At 42.9% G+C, this 20,296-nt stretch carries 18 protein-coding genes; 16 read left to right on the top strand and 2 right to left on the bottom strand.

Annotation, left to right across the window (positions count from 1 at the left end):
* The first annotated feature begins 2 nt into the window (after positions 1–2).
* From Q0058_RS09455 to Q0058_RS09410, 10 genes are all read left to right on the top strand, one after another.
* Positions 3–1,583, top strand: a complete 1,581-nt coding sequence (locus tag Q0058_RS09455) for an FMN-binding glutamate synthase family protein (protein ID WP_298223246.1) — start codon at positions 3–5, stop codon at positions 1,581–1,583.
* Positions 1,584–1,603: 20 nt separating this feature from the next.
* Positions 1,604–2,029: a thioesterase family protein gene (locus tag Q0058_RS09450; protein WP_298223244.1), complete on the top strand. Its 426-nt coding sequence runs from the start codon at positions 1,604–1,606 to the stop codon at positions 2,027–2,029.
* 40 nt (positions 2,030–2,069) lie between these two features.
* On the top strand, positions 2,070–3,050 hold the full coding sequence (locus tag Q0058_RS09445) for a carbon-nitrogen hydrolase family protein (protein ID WP_298223242.1): 981 nt from the start codon (positions 2,070–2,072) through the stop codon (positions 3,048–3,050).
* A gap of 56 nt (positions 3,051–3,106) precedes the next feature.
* The gene (locus tag Q0058_RS09440; protein WP_298223240.1) at positions 3,107–4,216 is read left to right on the top strand and encodes a cupin domain-containing protein; all 1,110 of its coding nucleotides are present in this window, start codon (positions 3,107–3,109) and stop codon (positions 4,214–4,216) included.
* Positions 4,217–4,414: 198 nt separating this feature from the next.
* On the top strand, positions 4,415–5,323 hold the full coding sequence (locus tag Q0058_RS09435) for a fumarylacetoacetate hydrolase family protein (RefSeq protein ID WP_298223238.1): 909 nt from the start codon (positions 4,415–4,417) through the stop codon (positions 5,321–5,323).
* Positions 5,320–5,970 (top strand): hypothetical protein, encoded by a 651-nt coding sequence (locus tag Q0058_RS09430; RefSeq protein ID WP_298223236.1) that lies wholly within the window; start codon positions 5,320–5,322, stop codon positions 5,968–5,970. The genes Q0058_RS09435 and Q0058_RS09430 overlap by 4 nt, the downstream gene beginning before the upstream one ends.
* Before the next feature lie 5 nt (positions 5,971–5,975).
* Entirely contained in the window at positions 5,976–6,725 is a 750-nt protein-coding gene (locus tag Q0058_RS09425; RefSeq protein WP_298223234.1) for an Asp/Glu racemase, read from the top strand.
* Between the two features lie 62 nt (positions 6,726–6,787).
* Complete coding sequence (locus Q0058_RS09420) at positions 6,788–7,198, top strand: OsmC family protein (protein WP_298223232.1); 411 nt, start codon at positions 6,788–6,790, stop codon at positions 7,196–7,198.
* Between the two features lie 62 nt (positions 7,199–7,260).
* On the top strand, positions 7,261–8,121 hold the full coding sequence (locus Q0058_RS09415) for an SRPBCC family protein (protein ID WP_298223230.1): 861 nt from the start codon (positions 7,261–7,263) through the stop codon (positions 8,119–8,121).
* 38 nt (positions 8,122–8,159) lie between these two features.
* Positions 8,160–8,519 (top strand): DUF1801 domain-containing protein, encoded by a 360-nt coding sequence (locus Q0058_RS09410; RefSeq protein WP_298223228.1) that lies wholly within the window; start codon positions 8,160–8,162, stop codon positions 8,517–8,519.
* A gap of 47 nt (positions 8,520–8,566) precedes the next feature.
* Here the strand turns inward: Q0058_RS09410 and Q0058_RS09405 are convergent, their stop codons facing one another.
* Entirely contained in the window at positions 8,567–13,690 is a 5,124-nt protein-coding gene (locus Q0058_RS09405) for a T9SS type B sorting domain-containing protein (protein ID WP_298223226.1), read from the bottom strand.
* A gap of 150 nt (positions 13,691–13,840) precedes the next feature.
* Positions 13,841–15,817 (bottom strand): dehydrogenase E1 component subunit alpha/beta, encoded by a 1,977-nt coding sequence (locus Q0058_RS09400; RefSeq protein WP_298223224.1) that lies wholly within the window; start codon positions 15,815–15,817, stop codon positions 13,841–13,843.
* A 178-nt stretch (positions 15,818–15,995) separates the two neighbouring features.
* Between Q0058_RS09400 and Q0058_RS09395 the strand changes: the two genes are divergently transcribed.
* The 6 genes from Q0058_RS09395 (at position 15,996) to Q0058_RS09370 (ending at position 20,286) form a co-directional block, all read left to right on the top strand.
* Complete coding sequence (locus Q0058_RS09395; RefSeq protein ID WP_298223222.1) at positions 15,996–16,946, top strand: 2-oxoglutarate and iron-dependent oxygenase domain-containing protein; 951 nt, start codon at positions 15,996–15,998, stop codon at positions 16,944–16,946.
* A gap of 126 nt (positions 16,947–17,072) precedes the next feature.
* Complete coding sequence (locus tag Q0058_RS09390) at positions 17,073–17,462, top strand: GxxExxY protein (protein ID WP_298223221.1); 390 nt, start codon at positions 17,073–17,075, stop codon at positions 17,460–17,462.
* A gap of 47 nt (positions 17,463–17,509) precedes the next feature.
* Positions 17,510–17,839: a translation initiation factor gene (locus tag Q0058_RS09385; RefSeq protein ID WP_298223219.1), complete on the top strand. Its 330-nt coding sequence runs from the start codon at positions 17,510–17,512 to the stop codon at positions 17,837–17,839.
* A gap of 91 nt (positions 17,840–17,930) precedes the next feature.
* A complete protein-coding gene (locus Q0058_RS09380; protein WP_298223217.1) occupies positions 17,931–18,800 on the top strand; it encodes a nucleoside phosphorylase in 870 nt (289 codons plus the stop codon).
* A gap of 112 nt (positions 18,801–18,912) precedes the next feature.
* On the top strand, positions 18,913–19,431 hold the full coding sequence (locus Q0058_RS09375; protein WP_298223215.1) for a GNAT family N-acetyltransferase: 519 nt from the start codon (positions 18,913–18,915) through the stop codon (positions 19,429–19,431).
* 3 nt (positions 19,432–19,434) lie between these two features.
* On the top strand, positions 19,435–20,286 hold the full coding sequence (locus Q0058_RS09370; protein WP_298223213.1) for a substrate-binding domain-containing protein: 852 nt from the start codon (positions 19,435–19,437) through the stop codon (positions 20,284–20,286).
* The last annotated feature ends 10 nt before the right edge of the window (positions 20,287–20,296 follow it).

Below are 20,296 nucleotides of genomic sequence, written 5' to 3'. Positions count from 1 at the left end.
CCATGAGAAAAGCATTCCTAGTTTTTACAATCACTTCGCTGGCCATTGTCGGATTGCTTTATTACGTCAATTGGAAATTTCTGTTCCTTTTATTGATTTTGGTTCCGTTGATTCTATTGGGAATTTACGATATGTTTCAATCCAAACGAACCATCCGCAGAAACTTTCCGTTATTAGGCAGATTGCGTTATTTGCTTGAATCTATGGGCCCGGAGATGCGACAGTATTTTATAGAAACCGATCTCGAGGGAAAACCGTTCAACCGCCTGCAACGCAACATCGTCTACCAACGCAGCAAAAAAGAAAACGACACCAATCCTTTCGGGACGCAACTCGATGTTTATAAGGAAGGTTACGAATGGATCAACCACAGCATCCGCGCGATTCCTTTTGTAGAAGTCGATGAAAACCCGAGAGTCAGGATCGGTTCCTCACAATGTGAAAAACCTTATGAAGCGAGCCTGTTCAACATCAGCGCAATGAGTTATGGTTCGTTGAGCAAAAATGCGATTCTGGCTTTGAATGCTGGTGCGCAACAAGGCGGATTTTACCACAACACTGGTGAAGGCGGTTTGTCAAAATACCATTTAACCGGCGGCGATGTCGTCTGGAATATCGGAACCGGTTATTTCAGCTGTCGCAATGAAGACGGGACATTTTCGTATGATGCTTTTACGATTAGAGCAAATTATGACGCTGTAAAAATGATTGAAATCAAGTTCTCACAAGGCGCGAAACCAGGTCACGGCGGTATACTACCCAAAGAAAAGGTCACGGATGAAATCGCCGAAATACGTTTGGTTTCCAAAGGCCACGATATTCTTTCACCGCCAAGCCATTCGGCATTCACAACGCCTTTAGAATTAATGGATTTTGTAAAACTATTGCGTAAAGGTTCAGGCGGAAAACCCATCGGAATGAAAATCTGCATCGGCAACAAATCAGAATTCCTCTCGATATGCAAAGCGATGGTCGAAACCAAAACCTACCTCGATTTTATAACGGTTGATGGCGGTGAAGGCGGAACCGGTGCGGCGCCACAAGAATATTCCGATCACGTAGGAATGCCATTACGCGATGCGCTCGCTTTCGTGTATGATGCTTTGAACGGATTCGATCTCAAAGACCAGATTAAAATCATTTGCAGCGGAAAAGTTATTACTGGCTTTGACATCATCAGAAACTTATCGCTAGGTGCCGATTTGTGCAATTCCGCACGCGGGATGATGTTCGCACTCGGTTGCATTCAGGCTTTGGAATGTCACGCCAACACTTGCCCGACTGGTGTGGCAACGCAAGATCCAGAACTTATGAAAGGATTGGTACCCGAAGAAAAAAGCGTCCGTGTCGCACGATATCAGCATGAAACGGTAAAAAGCGCCATGGATTTAATGGCATCGGCAGGAATCAAACACCCCGACGATGTCGACAGAACTGTTGTAAGTACGCGTGTCGACAGAACTAAAGTGCAGACGTTTTATGAAATTTATCCCGAATTAGACAAAGGATGTTTGTTGTATGAAAGCACGGTTCCTAAGGAATTTTTGTACTTTTGGAAGAAAGCTTCCGCAGCCAAATTTTAACCCCAAATCATCGAACAATAATGAACGAAATTTTCCTCAAAACCGAAAAAATTAAATTCAAACACGTAGACTACGCCGGCATCGTATTTTATCCGAGGTTTCTTGAAATGCTCAACGATTTGGTCGAAGACTGGTTCGAAGAAGCACTCGGCCGCCCGTTTCATAAAATGCATGAAACCAATGGCATTCCAACGGTCGATTTGAAAGTACAATTCAAAAACCCGGCGCGTTTAGGACAAGTATTGATGAAGAAATTATGGGTCAAAAATTTAGGCTTCGCTTCCGTTTTATGCGGATTTGAATTTGTCGATGAATCCGGTAAAACGACACTTTCAGGCGAAGTTACTTTAGTCAACGTAGCTTTCAATGAAGAACGAAATGACATCAAAGCCGAACCTTTTTCAGAAGAAATGAAATCAAGAATTTCAAAATATATTGCAGCGTAATCTCATTCAAAATTCAAAATTTAAAATTCAAAATTTCATAATGGAGTTTCCAAAATTTAAAGCCGCCACAGTTCAGACTTCCCCCGTTTTTCTCAACGTATCAAAAACAGTTGATAAAGCCATCTCATTCATCAAAGAAGCCAGTCAAAACGGCGCGCAACTCATTGCTTTTCCTGAAGTGTTTATCGCCGGTTATCCTTATTGGAACTGGATTATGACGCCGGTTCAGGGCAGCAAATGGTACGAAGAATTGTATAAAAATTCCGTAACCGTCGAGGATGCCGATATGAAACGATTGTTTCAAGCCGCCAAAGACCACAACATTCATATCGTCATTGGAATCAACGAACGCGGTGATAGTTACGGCGAAATCTATAACACCAATCTGATTATCGACAACCAAGGAAATCTTACAGGAAAACACCGAAAACTCGTCCCAACTTGGGCGGAAAAACTCACCTGGACTTCAGGCGATGGTTCTTCATTAAAAGTATACAAAACCGAAATCGGCCCGATTGGCACTTTGGCTTGCGGCGAAAACACTAATACTTTGGCGCGTTTTACATTGTTATCGCAAGGAGAATTGATCCATATCGCGAATTACATTTCATTGCCTGTGGCGCCTCCCGATTACAATATGGCCGAAGCAATTAAAATCCGCGCAGCCGCGCATTCGTTTGAAGGGAAACTGTTTACGATCGTTTCTTGTTCGACCATTTCAAAAGAAATCATGGACGCTTTGAAAAACGATGTTCCTAATGTGGAAGAACTTTTGACCAGAAAAAATTCCGCATTTTCAGGATTTATTGGCCCGAACGGAGCCGTAATTGGCGAACCGTTGATTGATGATGAAGGCATGGTTTACGCTGACATCGATTTGGAGAAATGCATACAACCTAAACAAATGCACGATATTCTCGGGCATTATAACCGGTTTGACATTTTTGATTTGAGAGTGAATGTCGCTCCTACAAGGAAAATAACATTCATAGACAATCACGAGGAATTCAATAAGAAATAAATGGAACGCTGATGACGCTGATTTAGCAGATTCGCACGGATTTAAAATAAAATAAAATGGATACAAAACATTCCGACGACGTCATAGGCCGCGCCCGGGTTCAGGACACACCAGAACTAGAAGCTTATTATAAAGAACTCGAAGCACTTGGAGCCGGCGCCTTATGGACGGTCGCCAACGACATCGAACCTTGGGAACCCCGCTCCTCTTCCGTTCCGATGCTTTGGAAATACGAAGATTTACGGGATTTGGTTCTAAAATCATCCGAACTCGTCACGCCAGAACAAGCCGGACGTCGCGTAGTTTATTTAGTCAATGACAAACGCAAAGATGTTAGCGCCGCAGTCGGTTGGCTATATACAGGAATACAAGTTACACGCCCAGGCGAAAGCACTTCAGCCCACCGACACAAAGCTTCCGCATTGCGTTTCATCATGGAAGGCTCAAAAGGTTACACCGTAGTCGATGGCAATAAAATCATGCTTGAAGTCAATGATTTTGTGATCACACCTAATTCTACTTGGCACGAACACGGCGTGGAAGCTGACGGACAAACCTGCATCTGGCAAGACGGACTTGATATTCCGCTCGTCAACGCTTTAGAAGCTAATGATTACGCAGTCTATGACGGAAAACAACCGCTTGTGGCGCCAGTTAATCATTTGCCGATGTCATTTAGTGCTGCAGGTATGATTTCACCAGATATTACTTGGGACAAACCGTATTCGCCTTTGTTCAAATATTCCTGGAAACTGGTTTATCCTGCTTTACTTCAAGCCGCGATGGTCAATGAAGGTTCGCCTTACGACGGCATCATCATGAATTACACCAATCCGTTAACTGGCGGTCACGTGATGCAAACCATGGGCGCTTCGATGCAATTGCTTCGTGCAGGCGAACACACCAAAGCGCACAAACATACGGGTTCGTTCGTCTACCAATGCGCCAAAGGACAAGGCTACTCGATCATCAACGGTCAGCGCTTCGATTGGAAGGAACGCGATATTTTCTGCGTACCTTCGTGGGCTTGGCACGAACATGTGAATCTTTCGGATACCGAAGACGCCTGCCTGTTCTCGTTCAACGATTTGCCGACGATCGAAAAACTGGGCTTGTATCAGGAAAAAGCTTACGAAGAAAATAATGGTTACCAGATTTTAACTTAGGAGCCGGTTCCCGCTCTCCAATGCAATCTTTGCCGCCGAACACCGTCGCCAAAGGATTTCCATTACGATCGGGGCTAGGCATCGAATCATATAAAATATCACAGTAAATTAGTAACACTCAAATAACACAACATTGCGATCTTTGCGCTTAAACCCTCAGAGCCTTAGTTCCTCAGCACCTTAGAACCTTAAAAAAAAATGAAACTACTCACCTACCAGACCCAAAATTCAGAACCGCGCCTAGGATTCATCCATAACGACAAAGTCATCGATATGGCCAATTTCGGCGATGTGATGCAATTTCCGTTGCCATCCACCATGCTCGGATTCATCGATATGGGCGATCTGATCATTCCGGAAATCCATTCGCTGATGCAGCGCTGCGACCCGGCCGATTTGATCGCAATCTCTTTTGCGATGAATGAAATCAAAATCCTCGCGCCGATTCCAAAACCGCGAAAAAACATCATCGGCATCGGATTGAACTTCACCGAACACGTAGCAGAAAGCGCCAGAACTTTAGATACTTCAAAAGAATTGCCGCAACAACCCATCATCTTTTCCAAACCACCGACGGCAGTAACCGGAACCAATACTGAAATTTTGCTCAACCCAAAACTCACTCAACAACTTGATTGGGAAGTTGAATTGGCTGTTGTCATTGGCAAACCCGGAAAATACGTTGACAAGAAAGACGCGCTCGATTATGTTTTCGGTTATACTGTAATCAACGACATTTCAGCCCGTGATTGCCGCCGCGCCGGACAATGGATTGTTTCCAAAGGGCAAGATACTTTCGCTCCGATGGGACCAATTCTCGTTACTAAAGATGAAATCGCTGATCCGCACAACCTCAATCTTTCGCTAAAAGTCAATGGCGTTGAGAAACAGAATTCTAATACGAAATTCATGCTATTCAACATCCACGAACTAATTGAAGATTTAAGTACCGTTTTCACGCTAGAACCCGGCGATATCATAGCTACAGGAACACCAGCGGGTGTTGGCGCAGGAAGAAGTCCGCAGGAATGGCTTTGGAACGGCGACGTCGTGGAAGCTACTGTAGAAGGTATCGGAACTATTGTGAATACGGTCAAGGAAATATGATGCATACAAAACAACTTTTACAGATCGGATTTTTGTTAGTCTTCTGTATAGCAAATGCCCAAAAGAAACCCGTCAAATACACAGGCGAGCAAAAAATAGTCAATACCGTTTTTGAAAATTACCGACAAGCCTTGACCGATAGCAAAGGAACAGAAGCGGTGAAATTCGTTGACACCCAAACCATTGCTTATTTCAGCAACATTTTGGATTATGTTAAATCCGCTGATTCGACTCAACTGGCCACCAAATCACCGTACGAAAGACTATTGACCTTGGTCGTTCGCCAACAGGCTTCCAAAGAGGCTATCGCATCATTCAATGGGGAAACCCTGATGGCGCATTGCATCAGTTCCGGACTGGTGGGAAAGGCACCGATCGCAGGCAGTACCATTACTAATATTCAAGTACAAAACCATACAGCCAAAGCCGAACTGGTCGTCTTTAGTAAGCCACAGAATTTTTTTCTCAGCTTTTTTAAAGAAAATGATTGGAAGATTAACCTGGCTGCAATTTATTCCGATGCGGACAAAAAGTTGCACATGATGGCTGAGGAACAGCAGAAAACAGAAACGCAACTGATACTTGCCGTTATTGCAAAGAATTTTAAGAGACCTGTCAGACCAGACATTTGGAAACCGATAAACTAAAAAATATGAAAACATATAGAATCGGCCAGATTGTGCCTTCATCGAATGTGACGATGGAAACCGAAATCCCGGCTATTTTCCATTCGAGAGAAACCATTTTTCCAGAACGTTTTACGTTTCATTCGAGTAGGATGCGCATGAAAAAAGTCACCAAAGAAGAACTCGAAGCGATGGATGCGATGAGTTTGAAATGCGCTCAGGAACTCTCCGATGCACATGTTGACGTGATGGGTTACGCTTGCCTTGTGGCGATTATGAGCATGGGACGCGGCTATCATTGCGTTTCGGAAGTCAATCTGCATCAGGAAACTGTTGCGAATGATTTCCCTACGCCTATTGTAACGAGTGCCGGTGCATTGATTAACGGATTAAAAGTTCTAGGCGCCAAAAAAGTCGCGATCATTACACCTTATATGCGACCGTTGACCGATATGGTCGTTGATTATATCGAACATCAGGGTTTTGAAGTCGTCGATTCGATTGCATTGGAAATTCCGGACAACTTGGAAGTCGCCGCTCAGAATCCGATGAACTTATTGGAAATCTACAAACGGTTGAATCTAAAAGATGTCGATGTCATCGTAGCTTCGGCCTGCGTGCAGATGCCTTCGTTAGCTGCTATTGATTTGATTCAAAAAGAAGTCGGCATTCCCGTGACTTCTGCCGCAGTTTGTACGACCTACGAAATGATGAAAAAGTTGGGTATCGAAGCCAAGTCAGCTATAGGCGGCGAATTGTTGAGTGGAAAATACTAATCCGATGCTATTTTTTCGTAAATTAGAGCCACTTTTTTCTAACAATTAAATAAACAACCACTATGAAAAGAAATGCTACCGCCGTTTGGAACGGCACAGGAAAAGAAGGCAAAGGACATCTGACGACGCAGAGTACCGTACTCAACAAAACCCAATATTCGTTCGGTTCACGCTTTGAAGATGGGGTCGGAACCAATCCTGAAGAACTTATCGCCGCAGCGCATTCCGGATGTTTTACGATGAAACTGAGTTTCAATCTGAGCGGTGCCGGATATACCCCTGAAGAACTCGAAACCAGATGCGACATCACTTTCGAGGACGGCAAGATTACAAAATCACACTTGACTTTGAAAGCAAAAGTCAGTAACATTTCGGAACAGGAATTTGCTGATCTGGTTAAAGATGCTGAGAAAAACTGCCCGATTTCACAGTTGTTGAATACTGAGATTTCAGTAGAATATCAATTGAACTAAATTTTAATTTTACAAAAAATAACTAAAGCACTCCGGTGCTTTTTTTTTAAATACGACACCCAATGCTGATACATTATAACAGGAATCAAAATCATTTTGAAGTGACGGTTAAGGCTTCGGCTTCAAAAGTATGGCAGACCTTATGGGACGACGGCTCGTATATGCAATGGACGAGCGTTTTTCATGCAGGCTCTTACGCCAAGTCGGATTGGAAACAAGGGAGTAAAATCCAGTTTCTCGGGCCTGGCGGTAATGGCATGTATAGCGAGATTGAATTGTTGGAGCCTGAGAAAAAAATGGTGTTCAAGCATCTAAGTGAAATCAAAGATTATCAGGAGCAACCGATTGAAACCAGTGCTTCATGGTCTGGATCGAAAGAAAGTTATACGCTGACAGAAAGTGATGGACAGACTAAAATCACCGTGAGTGTTGATTTTCCAAATGAAATGGAAGCTTATTTCAAAGAAACCTTTCCGAAAGCATTAGCGATTGTAAAAGAACTTTCCGAAAAGAATTACATCACGGTCATGACTTCGGTGCATGCGGATATCGAAAAAGTCTGGAATTACTGGATTGACCCAAAACATATCGTCCAATGGAACCATGCTTCTGACGATTGGCATACACCCAAAGCGACCAACCATGTGAAAGTCGGCGCGCATTTCACTTACACTATGGCAGCCAAAGACGGCAGTGCAAGTTTTGATTTTGAAGGCACTTACATCGATGTCAAGCTGCATGAGAAAATCAGTTATGCGATTGTGGGCGGCAGGAAGGTTTTCATCTTGTTTGCTCCCATCGATGGCCAGATCAGGATTGTGGAAACATTTGAGGCTGAAAACCAAAATCCCTTGAAAATGCAAAAAACGGGTTGGCAAAGCATCCTCGACAATTTCAAAAAACATGTAGAAAGTGATGATTAGCGTGAAGACATTTTCTGAAGCCAAAGAAAAATAAACTTATGAAAGTTGATTTTAAATCTGTTGATGACTATCTCGAGACTTTCCCAAACGAAACTAAATTGCTGTTGGTTAAGGTTCGCGAAACAATCCTAAAAAATGCCCCTAAAGCGACTGAAAGCATTTCCTACGGAATGCCTGCTTATAAAACCAATGGAAAGCCGTTGGTCTATTTCGCAGCGTTTAAAAATCACATAGGTTTTTACGCAACGCCTTCTGGGCATGAAGCGTTTGCGGAGGCGCTTTCTAAATACAAACAAGGAAAAGGCTCGGTTCAATTTCCGCTTCACGAACCTATCCCATATGATTTAATTGAACGTATCGTTAAATTTAGAGTAACAGAAAACGAGCAAAAAAAATAGAATAGATTTTCAATAAAAAAAGCTTCCGTAATGGGAAGCTTTTTTGTTTATCGCTTAAGTGCAAAGTGCGCTTTGAAGTTTTTAGGTTGGCCGTTTTCTTCGTAGTCAACGCTGAACCAATAATCGTCTGCCGGTAATGGGCGTCCGTTGAAAGTTCCGTTCCAGCCATCGCCCGACGGATTGATTTGTTTGAGCAATTTTCCGTAACGGTCGAAGATGAATATTTTAGCATTCAGTTGTTCTTGCAATCCTGAAATGTTCCAGGTATTGTTATAGCCATCTTCATTCGGAGTAAAGAATTTCGGATAATTGATCACCAAGACATCTCTTGTCAAAGGACTCGAACATCCATTGGCATCAACCACTTTGATGACGTGTGTTCCGGAACCTACATACTGAAATACGTTACTTTGCTGCAACGGGCCATAATCCAACTGATACAAATAATTGCCCGGATCCGTAGCCAAAACGGTGATAATTTGGTTCTCGTCAAAATAATTAGTGACGATGCCATCGATAGCGATTAGAGTATATTGGTTGATGGTCACATTGATTGTTTGTGGTATCGCGCACTCTCCGGCATCTGGTGTAAAAACATAAGGTTTGCCAATAATATTATCAATTGTATTTGGTAACCAAGATCCTGAAATTCCAATAGGTGATATTGTTGGCAATGGCGGTGTGATGCTTCCCGTACAAAACGCAAGATCCGGGAATCCGGGTGAAACAGGTTCTTTAACATTGATGTATAAGCTAGCGGCCGTAGCACATTCGTTTGCTGCTGGGGTGAAATCATATTGAAAAATTCCGCTTACCGTATTATCAACAGTTGGTTGATTCCAGGTTCCTGTAATTCCGTTGGGTGAAGTCAGAGGCAAAATCGGAGCCGTGCTGTCTTTACAAAACGGCGGAACTATTGCAAAATCGGGAACTGTTCTTGGTGTAATGCCTACATTCAAAGTCTGTTGCACCGCACACTGATTTGAATTGGGCATAAATGAATAATTCCCTGAAAGCGTATTGCTGATAATTGAAGGCGTCCAAATACCTTCCACTCCATTCGGAGAAGTATTCGATAATGTAGGCACCGGCTTACCATCGCAATAAGGAGGCGGTGGAATCAACACGAAGTTTGGCGTCAAGACTGGAACAACAGTTAAGGACAACTGCGTTAAAGTATTCGAGGTGCATTGTCCTGGCGTTGGGTTAAAAGTATATTGTGTAGTTCCTAAATTGGTAGTGCTTACTGTTGGCGGATTCCAAGTTCCGGTAATTGCATTATCAGAACTTGCAGGCAAAGTTGGCGGTATAGATCCCTGACACAAATTTCCTAATCCGGCAGCAAATAAAGGAACGATTCTCTGTTTGATGTTGATGGTTAACTTCGCAATGGTAGCACATGAACTGCCCGTGGGTGTAAATGTGTATTCCGTATCGGAGGTATTGTTTAAAGCAGGACTCCAGGTTCCGGTAATTCCGTTATTTGATGTCAGCGGTAATGCAGGGATAGTATTTCCTTCACAAACTGCTGGTACGGGATTGAAAGTCGGAACGATATTAGGATTGACATTCACACTTCTTGTGACGCTAGTACTTGCGCAACCTCCCGCTCCGGGTAAAGTATATTCCATGTTTGCCGAACCACCTGAGACGCCAGTAATGACTCCTGTAGATGAGATTACAGTCGCAACAGCCGGATTTTGTGAGGTCCAAGAGCCACCTGAAACACTCGATCCAAAGGTAGTTGTACCACCGACACAAATTGTCTGTCCTCCGTTTAAGATTCCCGGACTTAATGGCGCCGAAACAGTGACATTTATGGTAGCCGCCGGACTTGCAGGACAGCCACCGGTTCCGTTGACAATGTAACTTATGACAGCAGCTCCTGCAGTAACTCCTGTAATGACACCAGCATTTGAAACTGTGGCTATTCCTGGCGCATTACTAGTCCAAGTACCTCCGGGTATTGTCGAAACGTAAGTTGTTGTTGAACTAATACAGATATTTGTGGTGCCACCACTCAGAACGCCAGGGCTGGGAATCGCTGATACCGTAACAGTTCTATCCACAAACACTGCAGCACAACCACCTGTTCCGGATATGGTATATCTTATGGTAGCTATACCTGCTGCCACGCCAGTTATAACTCCCGACGCGTTTACAGTCGCAAAAGCAGGTTGTTGCGATGTCCAAGTTCCGCCTGAAACCGTTGGTATAAACGTAACGGTATCGCCTACACAAATCGCTTGATTGCCACTTAAAGTCCCGGCAATTGGAGGATTACTAACCGTTACTGTAAATGGAGAACTACTCACAGCACTGCAGCCACCGGTTCCCGCCACGTTATAAGTGATATCAACTGCACCACTGACAACGCCGGTTACTGCACCAGAAGTATTTACGGTAGCTGTGGATGAATTTGAAGAACTCCACGTACCTCCTGCAGAACCCGTTGTCGCAAGTGTTGCTGTTCCTCCGACACAAATAGCAGAAGTTCCGCTGATGGTTCCCGCAACGGGTGGATTCGCTACTGCTATGGCTTTCGTAACTGGATCAGCGCAAGGAAATAAAACCGGATCAGGAGTAAACACATAATTATTACCTGCTGTATTACTGACAATAGCGGGCGACCAAGTTCCGCTGATTCCGTTGTTAGAAGTCGTAGGCAAAGTTGGAACCGACGAACCAGTACATATCGATGTTGGAAGCGTAAATGTTGGTGTGGTTCTGCTGATGCAATTATTACAAGTAAAACTTATAGGAAATTGCGATGCAATACATGGATATCCCAGAGCGTTGGTAAGTGTTATCGTAGCACTTTGGCCTGGCAATACACCAAATACTTCGAGCGATGAATTTCGGGTTGTACCACTGACCGGCGCACCTCCATTAATACTGTAAGTATAATAATAATTTTCAGGAGGATTCGGAGGTATGTTGTCCCAATTAAAAAGAACTGAAGTAGCAGGATTAGTAGTGATATTCGAACCATCACAATTGATGACAAGCGGCGCATTGTAGGAATTAATCCAGACATTAATTCGCGCACGTGGACTTTCACAAGTACCTACCGTTTGGCTTACCCACCACGAAAGCAACATATCTACTGCAGTTGATGGCGTAGGCGGACCTGGCAGTGCTGTTGTCGTCGTAGCTGAAGCATACCAATTCAGCGTTGCACCTGCTAATGGTGTAGCTGTAAGCGGTACTGCCGGACTTCCATTACAATAATACACAGGCTGAACTACAGTTGGTACCGGCGTTCCTCCACTTGTAGTAATCGTAACCGTTACAGGTTTTACAACTGTGCAAGTTCCAAGAGTACTTCTGATATAATAGATGCCACTCGTTGAAATAGTGGCCGCGGCAAGCGCTGTTATTTGATTGGTCGTAGCGGCAGCATCTGTCCAATAGGTTATGGTTGCGGCAGCTGTACTTCCAGCCGCTATAGCTGAAGTCAGATTCACTGTAGTCGGAGCACAAACTGTTGCAGGTTGCGTGATGTTTAATACTAAAGTGTTATTGATTGTAACCGTAACTGATTTTGGAGGAAGCACACAAGTGTTGATTCTGGAAAAAACAATATCATCTAAAGCAAAATCATTCCCGTTGGGTTGTACTTCTCGGTCGTAAAAACAAATCTGCGCGGTAGTAACGCCTGCGCCTGCTGTCCATGAATAAGAATGTTGGTCCCAGGATAATGGTGCGTTGGGTGCCATTATTGATGGTCCTTGTGAAACGCCGTTGATCGTCACTTCAATCTTAGCCGGAAAAGGATTAACTAAAGCTAAAGATTGAATCCAATATTTTAACGAGTAGGTTTGTCCGGGAACAACTGGAACTGTCTGACACCAAACTTTATCATTCCCTCCGTTTGATGTGGAACCATCCACCACCATCATCTTTCCGGTTCCGGGAGCAGTAAGATTCGTATGGTCAGTAGCAGCTGCGAAACCAACTTCCCAAGTATTGGCTACATTCACAACGCCATATGCTTTTTGCGCATTGGTTGGGTTATTAGGATTGTAATAAGTATAATCACTTGTAAAACCGACATTCCCTAAGGGAAAATCTCCGTTATAAATTAAATTATCTGGCGTTACTGTAGTCGAATTAACGGTATAAGTAGCCGTTCCAGTCGGAGTAACTGTAGGGTTTGAACCTGTAGGAACCGTTTCTGTATTGGGTGAAACACTCCAAGTATAAGTACTACCGCCACTAACAGTCAATGCTACAGATTCTCCAATGCAAATGGTTGGATTGGCCGGCGTTAGTGTAAGCCCTGTAGGTGTAGGAAAATTGATTCCTGTTTTGGTAACGGTCGTACCGGCTCCGGCATTGTCAGTTACTGCTAAAGTATATGATCCAGGGGTTACTAGTGGTGCTAATCCTGTAAAAAATCCATTGGTATTCGTAGTTGCGGGAAATGAAGGGCCTGATAAGGTGTAACTGTAAGGCGGGGTGCCTCCTATTCCATAGGCAAAGATGGTTCCGTCGTTGGCGTTGATACAAGTCAGGTTGGTCAGTGAATAGGTTGATGACAATGGTGCCGGAGCAGCAGTGAGTGAAATATCATCCAAAGCGAAATCATTTCCGGTGCTAGAAGTCTGGCGGTCATAAATCCAAATCTGGGCATATCCTGAAGTCGCTACCCAAGTATAGGTAACCGGTGTCCATGTGCAAATTGCCGTCGGACATGTAGCACTTCCTGTTGTTGGAAGAATATCAACATTATTGATTTTTACTTGAATAATCGCTGAATTAGAGGGCGCATTGGTTGTTGAAATCGATTGAATCCAATAACTAAATGTATAAGTAACCCCTGGAGTCACTGGAATACCACCACCACCACCGGTAGAAGTCAAAGCTTCCCATACCTTATCGTTGTTGGGACCGGAAGTCGCTCCATCTACAACCATCATCTTGTTTCCGGTAGCACTATGATCTACGCAGGCATTGCTAAAATTCATATTGATAGGCCCCGGATTGCTAACTATAGCATAATCCCTCGCTCCGCTGTTGGAAGACACTAAGTTGTAATTGGTCTGAAAACCGTTACCTGCACCACCGCTTTCAAAATCGCCATTGGTGATCAGATTTTGTGAATAACCCGCGACAGCCGTCAATGCTGCAACAAATAAAAAAAGAGACTTTGTAATCTTATGAATCATCGGTAGGTTTTTATATAAAAAAATCGTGGTACAAGATAGTAATTATCAGGAAAACGGTAAAAATATCAAGGCTTAAAAATACAAAAATATAGCATAAAAAAAAAGAGCATCCTGTTGAGATACTCTTTTGAATTCTTTTTATTTTTTGACTTAATACTTTAGCAATTTCAACAAGGCAATTTCAAAGCGCTCTTTCGGTAAATATTGATCTTCCAGTGCTTTGGTAAACGGAATCGGACTGTCTAAACTCGCGACTCTTTTGACCGGGCCATCAAGATATTCAAAACAATCTTCCATGATCATTGCTGAAATGTCGCTGGCAATTCCGCCAAACATACTGTCTTCCTGCAAAATAATCGCTTTGTTGGTCTTTTTGACCGAAGCATAAACGGTTTCCTTGTCTAAAGGTTGTAAAGTTCTGAGGTCAATCAGATCGGCAGAAATTTCAGGATTTTTCTCCAATACTTCCAAAGCCCAATGCACAGCTGCTCCAAAAGCAATGATCGTGATGTCATTACCTTCTTTTAGTAAAGAAGCTTTTCCGAAAGGCAAAGTGTAATAATCTTTAGGAACATCTTGATAAACGCTGCGATACAATTGCTTGTGTTCAAAAAACAAAACCGGATTCGGATCATTTATCGCTGTAGCCAAAAGTCCTTTGGCATCATACGGAAATGCTGGGTAAACCACTTTCAATCCTGGAGTTTTGGTAAACCAAGCTTCATTGGTCTGCGAATGAAACGGTCCCGCCTGAGTGCCACCACCACAAGGCATCCGTACTACTACATCGGCATTTTCTTGCCAGCGGTAATGGACTTTCGCGAGATAATTCACAATCGGATTGAATCCTGTAGAAACAAAATCAGCAAATTGCATTTCTACAATCGCTTTATAGCCGTTGATGGACAATCCCATTCCTGCAGAAACTACTGCACTTTCGCAAATTGGCGTATTAATCACACGTGACTTGCCGAATTGTTCTACAAAACCATCGGTGATTTTAAAAGCACCGCCATATTCTGCTATGTCTTGTCCCATGATTACTAAATTGTCGTGACGTTCGAAAGACTGTTTCAATCCTTGCGAAATCGCATCTACAAATCTAATGTTCTCTATTTCATGAGACGGAGTAACTTCTTCAAAATCATAAGGTTTGTATACATCGTTCAATTCTTCATCGTAGTCAGCCTCAATCTCTGCTTCCGCGTTGGCAATGACCAGATTGTCATCGATTTCTTTTTTGATGTCGTTGCGCCATTCTTCATCTTGAGTCGGCGTCATGATGTTCTGTTTGATCAGGTATCTTCTGTAAGTTTCAACAGGATCTTTCTCTGCCCACAGATCCATGAGTTCTTGCGGAACATATTTGGTGCCACTCGCTTCTTCGTGTCCACGCATTCTGAAGGTTTTGAATTCCAATAGAACCGGACGTGGATTGACTTTCATCGAATCTACAATTTCAGAAAGTTCAATATAGACTTCAAGAATATTATTCCCATCAATAATGTGGCTTTCCATTCCGTAACCAATGCCTTTGTCAGCAAGGTTTTCACAACGATATTGTTCATTGGTCGGCGTGGATAATCCGTAGCCATTGTTTTCTATTACAAACAAAACCGGTAAATCCCAAACCGATGCTATATTCAAAGCTTCGTGGAAATCACCTTCACTGGTAGCTCCTTCGCCAGTAAAAACCGCAGTGACTTTACCGTTTTTTTTGAGTTTGTTCGCTAAGGCAATCCCATCGGCAACGCCTAATTGCGGGCCCAAATGCGAGATCATCCCGATAATCTTATATTCCTGCGTTCCGAAATGGAAACTGCGATCACGGCCTTTGGTAAAGCCACTCGCCTTGCCTTGCCATTGTGAAAATAATCGGTATAACGGAATGTCTCTGCCTGTAAAAACACCTAAGTTGCGGTGCATCGGCAAAATGTATTCGTCTTGGTCTAACACTGCGGTAACGCCAACCGAAATCGCCTCCTGTCCGATGCCTGAAAACCATTTGGATACTTTTCCCTGACGGATCAGGATCAGCATTTTTTCCTCGATGAGGCGTGGCTTGAGCAATCTTTTATATAAATCGAGTAATGTTTCGTCGCTTAAATGTCTTCTTTCAAAATTCATTATCAAGTATCGGTTGTATTAAAACTGCTCAAAAGTATAAAAAAATAACAGGATGACCGTGAAATGTATTTTTTTTTTGGAATGTTGATAACTTTTAAAATTTGTTTTTAAAATTATTATTTACATTTGTTGTTATAAGGGTTCGCAACCTTTTAGTTATTAACAAAAACTTTTTAGTATGCAAAACATTCCAAGTGTGGACTTGCGTGATTTCCTTTCGGGTGACCCGGAACGTAAACAAAAATTTGTAAATGAAATCGGTAGTGCTTTTGAAGATATTGGCTTTGTGGCACTCAAAGGTCATTTTTTAGATGACCAGTTGGTAGAGGAATTGTACGGCGAAATCAGAAATTTCTTCGCTTTGCCTTTAGAAACCAAATATAGTTATGAAATCCCCGGCATCGGCGGACAAAGAGGTTATGTCTCTTTTGGTAAAGAACACGCCAAAGGCAGAAAAGAAGGCGATTTGAAAGAATTTTGGCATTTCGGTCAATACGTTGACAAAAATTCCAAATACGCTTCCGAATACCCCGATAATGTGGAAGTGAAAGAATTGCCACGTTTCAATGCCGCCGGAAAAGAAGCCTATAAAATGCTTGAGAAAACCGGTATTTATGTATTACGCGCTTTGGCTTTGCATTTGGGTCTTGATGAATTTTATTTCGACCAATACGGTTATGAAGGAAATTCAATCCTGAGACCAATCCATTATCCTCCGATTACTTCCGAGCCCGAAAACGCGATTCGCGCCGCAGCTCACGGAGACATCAATTTGATTACCTTACTAATGGGTGCTCAAGGAAAAGGATTGCAGGTTCAAAACCACAATGGCGACTGGATTGATGCTGTTGCAGAACCCGATCAATTGGTGATCAATGTAGGCGATATGTTATCGCGTCACACGAACAACAAACTCAAGTCAACGATTCACCAGGTAGTCAATCCGCCGAGGGAATTGTGGGGCACTTCAAGATATTCGATTCCGTTTTTCATGCACCCGGTCAGCGACATGCGTCTGGATTGCCTTGAAAGCTGTATCGATGCCGAGAATCCAAAATTATACGATGATATTTCCGCAGGGGAATTCCTCAACGAACGCCTCGTAGATTTAGGACTAATTAAGAAATAAAACCCAATTTTTATATGCAACAAAGACATTGAGTTCGCTTGATGTCTTTGTTTTTTTAATGGAACGCGGATGACTCCGATCAAACGGATTTTCGCGAATTTATACACGCCAATTAAATTTTATACAATGGAAACTTTTGAATTGCTTCATAAGGATTTGACAAGCGATGTTTTGAAATTGTTTTATGAAGTTTATAATGAATTAGGTTATGGTTTTCTTGAAAGGGTTTATCAGAATGCTTTATGCCATGAACTTAAATCCAATCATTTTGAAGTTGAAGTTCAAAAAAGAATTAAAGTCGGTTACAAAGGAATTGAAGTTGGGGAATACTTTGCCGATATCGTTGTCAATGACACTTTAATTTTAGAACTAAAATCAATAGAATCCATCTCAAAAGAACATCATGCCCAACTCATTAACTATCTAAAAGCAACAGATTATGAAGTCGGACTACTTCTAAATTTTGGAAAGAAGCCCGAATTCATTAGAAAAGTATTCGAAAACCATAAAAAATAAATCAGCGAAAATCAGCGCGATCAGCGTATTCCGCGTCCCATAAAACCATGGATTTACAAGACCAACTCAAAAACCTTTTCCCCGATCACGTTCCCGCCAACGAACCCGAACTTCCAACCGAAGACAAAACACTCTGGATTCAAGCCGAACCCATGATCTGCAAATTCGAGAAACGAAAAGGAAAACCCACTACCATCATCGAAGGCTACACTGGAACTGACGAAGATTTTAAACTATTAGCCAAAGAACTCAAAACCAAACTCAGCGTGGGCGGCACCTTCAAAGACGATTCCATCATTATTCAAGGTGATTACCGTGATAAGATTATGGAAATGCTTAAGAACAAAGGCTTCAAAGTCAAACGTGTCGGTGGATAATTAACAATTGATAATTGATAATTAAATTCGTCGTACTTTTATCGCCTTAAATTAAAATAACATTGCGCTCTTTGCTGTAAAAAAAATAAAAATGATACAATCCTCAGAATTAATACTCAACCCCGACGGCAGCGTCTACCATTTAAACCTTAAACCGGAACACATCGCACACGACATTATTTTCGTAGGCGACCAAAACCGCGTGGAGAAAATCACACAATTCTTTGACAACGTAGAATTCTCGACCCAAAAAAGAGAATTCAAAACGCAAACCGGAACCTACAAAGGCAAACGTTTGACCGTCATGTCCACCGGAATCGGACCGGACAACATTGACATCGTGATGAACGAACTCGACGCTTTAGTCAATATAGATATAAACACCAGAAAACCAAAAGAAAACTTGACTTCGTTAAACATCATCCGCATCGGAACTTCAGGTTCTTTGCAAGCCGACATTCCCGTCGATAGTTTCGTGATGTCCACGTTCGGGCTCGGCTTAGACAATATGCTCCGCTCCTACCTGATTGACGAAATCTCCGATAAAAATATAGAAGACGCTTTCATCGCACACACGAATTGGGATGCCAAAAAAGGAAGACCTTACGTAATCGCGTGCAGTGAGAAACTCGAAAAAATCATCGAAAGTCCGCAAATGCACAAAGGAATCACCGCCACCGCCGGAGGATTTTACGGACCACAAGGCCGCGTGTTGCGCCTCAACATCCAGGACGAAAACCTTAATGGAAAGATGGACAATTTCAAAACCAATGGCACCAGAATCACGAACCTCGAAATGGAAACCGGCGCCATCTACGGCTTAGGAAAACTGCTCGGGCACCAGTGTCTGTCGCTCAATGCCATCATTGCGAACCGCGCTACCGGAACGTTCAGCGAAGATCCATACAAGGCTGTCGATGCGTTGATTGCTTACACTTTAGATAAGTTAGCGAGTAATTAGTAGCTAATTCCCGCTATTCACTAAATCTTTTATGCCGAACGCCGGCACAAAAGGATATCGTTACTATCGGGGCTAGGGCAATTCGTAAATCACAAACCTTAATTTCAGCATCATGTCTTTTGTACTCGAAACCGAACGACTTCTCATGCGGGAATTCCGCGCTTCAGACAACGAAGCGTTGTTCGCCATGGATACTAATCCGAACGTGCACCGTTACTTAGGAAACCAACCGCTCATCAAAATCGAAGAATGCGATGCCTATATCAAAAGCATCCAAAAGCAATATCTCGAAAACGGCATCGGACGTTATGTAGTGATCTTAAAAGAAACCCAGGAAATCATCGGTTGGGCCGGACTGAAACTGATCACCGAACCCGAAAACAACCACGTCAATTTCTATGACATCGGTTACCGTTTCGCTGAAGCGTATTGGGGAAAAGGTTACGGTTATGAAGCCGCTAAAGCTTGGCTGGACTACGGTTTCAACGAAATGAAAATTCCAGCCGTGTATGCGTCCGCTCATATTGATAATGTCGGTTCCAACAAAATCCTCCAGAAAATCGGCTTAAAACAAAACGGCCAATACCTGCATTACAATATGTTGTGCAACTGGTACGAACTCAAACCTTAAGAAATGACAACACTAAAGATAGCCGGCGTTCCCGAACATTTCAATTTGCCTTGGCACTTGTGTATCGAGAATAACGAATTCGAAAACGAAAACATCAACCTCGAATGGACCGACGTTCCTGAAGGAACCGGAAAGCTCTGCCAAATGCTGCGCTCCGGGGAAACGGATATCGCCGTGATCTTAACCGAAGGCATCGTTAAGGATATCGTCGCGGGAAATCCATCTAAGATCGTTCAGGTTTATGTCGAATCGCCTTTATTGTGGGGCATTCACGTTGCGGCAAAATCAAAATTCCAAACCATTGCTGATTTAGAAAATACCAAAGTTGCTATTTCCAGATTGGGTTCGGGTTCGCAACTCATGGCTTATGTCAACGCGCACCAACAAGGCTGGAACACCGAAAACCTCCAGTTTGAAATCGTCAATACCATCGATGGCGCCGTCGAAGCTTTGACCAACGGAACTGCCGATTATTTCATGTGGGAACATTTCATGACCAAACCGCTCGTCGACAAAGGAATCTTCAGAAACCTCGGAGATTGCCCGACGCCTTGGCCCTGTTTCGTGATTGCAGTACGTGATGTGATTCTCGAAAAGCATCCCCAAGCGATTCAGAAAATCCTCGAAATCATCAACCAAACCACCTCCGAATTTAAAGACATTCCGAGCATCGACAATACTTTAGCTTCGCGTTACCATCAAAAAAAAGAAGACATTCGTGAATGGTTATCGCTTACGGAATGGTCGCAAAAAACGTTGCAAGCCGATGTGTTAAACAACGTACAAAATCAACTTTCGCAGCTCGCTCTTATCGATAAAAAAGGTACTTTTGCTGAAATTGTTAAAACCTTCTAGTTTTACGTTT

Origin of the sequence: Flavobacterium sp. (assembly GCF_027484705.1) — a bacterium.
Lineage (GTDB): Bacteria > Bacteroidota > Bacteroidia > Flavobacteriales > Flavobacteriaceae > Flavobacterium.
This window is presented reverse-complemented; position numbering and strand designations above follow the sequence as displayed.

Bases quoted from the DNA above. Each gene is read 5' to 3' on its own strand.
- Q0058_RS09400 (WP_298223224.1), bottom strand. From the start codon at position 15,817: ATGAATTTTGAAAGAAGACATTTAAGCGACGAAACATTACTCGATTTA.
- Q0058_RS09390 (WP_298223221.1), top strand. From the start codon at position 17,073: ATGGAAACTTTTGAATTGCTTCATAAGGATTTGACAAGCGATGTTTTG.
- Q0058_RS09410 (WP_298223228.1), top strand. From the start codon at position 8,160: ATGAAAGTTGATTTTAAATCTGTTGATGACTATCTCGAGACTTTCCCA.
- Q0058_RS09385 (WP_298223219.1), top strand. From the start codon at position 17,510: ATGGATTTACAAGACCAACTCAAAAACCTTTTCCCCGATCACGTTCCC.
- Q0058_RS09375 (WP_298223215.1), top strand. From the start codon at position 18,913: ATGTCTTTTGTACTCGAAACCGAACGACTTCTCATGCGGGAATTCCGC.
- Q0058_RS09405 (WP_298223226.1), bottom strand. From the start codon at position 13,690: ATGATTCATAAGATTACAAAGTCTCTTTTTTTATTTGTTGCAGCATTG.
- Q0058_RS09370 (WP_298223213.1), top strand. From the start codon at position 19,435: ATGACAACACTAAAGATAGCCGGCGTTCCCGAACATTTCAATTTGCCT.
- Q0058_RS09440 (WP_298223240.1), top strand. From the start codon at position 3,107: ATGGATACAAAACATTCCGACGACGTCATAGGCCGCGCCCGGGTTCAG.
- Q0058_RS09420 (WP_298223232.1), top strand. From the start codon at position 6,788: ATGAAAAGAAATGCTACCGCCGTTTGGAACGGCACAGGAAAAGAAGGC.
- Q0058_RS09415 (WP_298223230.1), top strand. From the start codon at position 7,261: ATGCTGATACATTATAACAGGAATCAAAATCATTTTGAAGTGACGGTT.
- Q0058_RS09455 (WP_298223246.1), top strand. From the start codon at position 3: ATGAGAAAAGCATTCCTAGTTTTTACAATCACTTCGCTGGCCATTGTC.
- Q0058_RS09395 (WP_298223222.1), top strand. From the start codon at position 15,996: ATGCAAAACATTCCAAGTGTGGACTTGCGTGATTTCCTTTCGGGTGAC.
- Q0058_RS09445 (WP_298223242.1), top strand. From the start codon at position 2,070: ATGGAGTTTCCAAAATTTAAAGCCGCCACAGTTCAGACTTCCCCCGTT.
- Q0058_RS09430 (WP_298223236.1), top strand. From the start codon at position 5,320: ATGATGCATACAAAACAACTTTTACAGATCGGATTTTTGTTAGTCTTC.
- Q0058_RS09435 (WP_298223238.1), top strand. From the start codon at position 4,415: ATGAAACTACTCACCTACCAGACCCAAAATTCAGAACCGCGCCTAGGA.
- Q0058_RS09380 (WP_298223217.1), top strand. From the start codon at position 17,931: ATGATACAATCCTCAGAATTAATACTCAACCCCGACGGCAGCGTCTAC.
- Q0058_RS09450 (WP_298223244.1), top strand. From the start codon at position 1,604: ATGAACGAAATTTTCCTCAAAACCGAAAAAATTAAATTCAAACACGTA.
- Q0058_RS09425 (WP_298223234.1), top strand. From the start codon at position 5,976: ATGAAAACATATAGAATCGGCCAGATTGTGCCTTCATCGAATGTGACG.